The organism is uncultured Nitrospira sp., from assembly GCA_902500695.1.
Classification (GTDB): Bacteria; Nitrospirota; Nitrospiria; order Nitrospirales; family UBA8639; genus Nitrospira_E.
In genome coordinates this window covers 1-2,239 of record CABVRQ010000170.1, presented here as the reverse complement: position 1 = coordinate 2,239, position 2,239 = coordinate 1, and the positions used below count along the sequence as shown (strand labels likewise).

Sequence of the window (2,239 nt, the reverse complement as noted above, 5' to 3'; positions counted from 1 at the left end):
GGCTGCGGCGTTGTGGGCGGAACGGCAGTATAGCCGGGAGGGTGATCCCGGAGTCTGGGATCTGGCCGATGAAGTGTTTCATACCGCTCGAAAGCGGATTGACCGGATGATTCCGGAAATCATTCATAATGATGATCCCGTCACCGCATCGGTCGGAAAGCGGGCCTTCCTGGGGCAATACCCATTTCTGAATTACGGCATCATTCAACGGGGCCTCGCTGATTATCTGTCTCCAGAGCCGGCGTCAGTTCGGCCAGAGAAAGATGTCTATGAGGGGCAACACTCAGAGAAAACCGTCCTCACTCCTTAGGTCTGATAGCCTGTAGACGAGAGTGAGAGGCAACGTGTGTCCCATGGGGTCCTCATTCATACAAAATGGGCAAGGACCGAAAGGCCTCCTTTCCTGTGTCTTTACAGATAGGTCATGAACGGAGCGTGGAGAGACTGGGATAATGCGGAAGAGAGTCTGTGCCAAAAGCCCCTTTTTCGGCGGCCACAGGTGTCCGTAAATTAGTTCAGGCGAATGCGTGTTTCGAATCGAAGGACTTAGGGTTCGCCGCTCCGCCTCGGGCTCCGTTGGCCAATATGGGCCCTTGATCCAACGAGCCAAACGGCATAAGTAAATTCGTACGTAATCGATGGAGGTATCACAATGACAAGCATCACTGCCACAGAAGCCCGAAAGCAGCTCTATGCGTTGCTTGACGATGTAGCGAATTCGCATGAGCCGATTCAGATTGCCGGTAAACGCCATTCTGCTGTCCTCGTGTCGGAAGAGGATTGGCGTGCCATCCAGGAAACGCTGTATCGTAGGTCGATCCCCGGCATGCGTGAATCGATAGTCAAGGGATTAAAGACGCCGGTTGATAAGTGCAAAACGGACCTTGATTGGTGAGTTGGACGCTTGTCTATACCAATCAGCACAGGCGCGATGCGAAATAGGTCTCGCGGTCTGGTCTTATGCCCCAAGCACGAAAACTTCTCGAGGTTTTGTACAAAATTTCCTACCAAACCCCACCGCCCAATGAGAAGCTCGTCGGCGACCTTGCGGGAGCATGCTCCCGAAGAATCAATATTCAACATCGTCTCGTCTACCAAATTCTCGATGACATCAAGACCGTCAAAATCATCCGAATGTGGACACATTACGAACAAGACAGGGTAACCACTTCTTATATCGGATTGTCGTCTAAAGGCATCCCTCCGAACCAAGTCAGCGTTTGTGACCGCTTCTCAGTAGCCGGTGGTAGCCACATTGTTTCTTCCTGTTGTATTTCTTCTTTTTCTCCTCCTATTTTCTGATTCTAGCCGTGGTCGGAATCCTTTTCTGGGGTTCGCCCCGGCAGGCGAGGCCCTTTTGTTTTGTCAAAAGTGGCCAAAACCAATGACGCCCCGCCCGGCCTCATCAGATTGATCGGACGCGAAGTAAGAGGAGACGGGCTAACTCGCGGTGCTCAAACAAGCCCGTCAAGAAAAAGAGCGTCCGATCATGGGGACAGGTGGCAGGCGTCAGATCAAATGAAGGAATGGGCAGACCTCAGGATAAGGCAGGTGTGAGCATTCAGACATGGGGAGAGCAATTGTGCCGCGATTCATTTTAAAAACGTTGTCATTCTGAGCCGGTGGCGAAGAATCTGTGCCCAGCCAAAGATGGTGTTTGTATTCGAAAAGAGACGAGTTTGGATTTAAGTGTTTGGTTTCGGCCTCGAATAATTTTGGAAAAAGCATGAATCTTTCCCTGACAAATTTCCACGATTATTAAACGATATTCTGATTTGAACATATAGAGAAAGCCCTTCTTCTTTTTTACGGTTTATTTTTTGATTCTTGTCGTGGCAGTTGTCTAAAGGATTGAGTACATTCTTCTATCCTTCGTGGGTTTCTTCGGATTATGCAAAAAATATAGGGATTCTTCCTCTTTCATGTGTGTCCATGAATGGTTCTTTACCTATGGTCCAATACCGGCCGTCTGGCCCAATGGTGGGCCGCTTTCAACTGGCGGGCTTTGTTTGAGGCCAGTGCGTTGATTCACCCTTTCCCTCTAGTCTCCCCTGACCTGGTGGTATGGCCGAGCAGTGCAACCGGCACCGGAGAATAGGCGGGCAGTGTTTGAGCGAAGCGAGTTTGCCCGCCACCGGTGTCGGTGAACCGCGCAGCAACCGTGTTGAAAGTCAAGTCACGGGACCTTTCCCTAGGCTTCTTGCCCCTGCCATGGAGAACCGTCTACCTGGAGATAATA

At 50.7% G+C, this 2,239-nt stretch carries 3 protein-coding genes; all 3 read left to right on the top strand.

What is annotated here, in order from left to right:
- The coding region (locus tag AAH187_RS19180; protein ID WP_342350097.1) for a hypothetical protein at positions 1-310 on the top strand (310 nt) is incomplete at its 5' end.
- 342 nt (positions 311-652) lie between these two features.
- Entirely contained in the window at positions 653-895 is a 243-nt protein-coding gene (locus AAH187_RS19175) for a type II toxin-antitoxin system Phd/YefM family antitoxin (RefSeq protein WP_342350096.1), read from the top strand.
- Positions 896-960: 65 nt separating this feature from the next.
- Complete coding sequence (locus AAH187_RS19170) at positions 961-1,302, top strand: Txe/YoeB family addiction module toxin (protein WP_342350095.1); 342 nt, start codon at positions 961-963, stop codon at positions 1,300-1,302.
- Positions 1,303-2,239 lie beyond the last annotated feature (937 nt).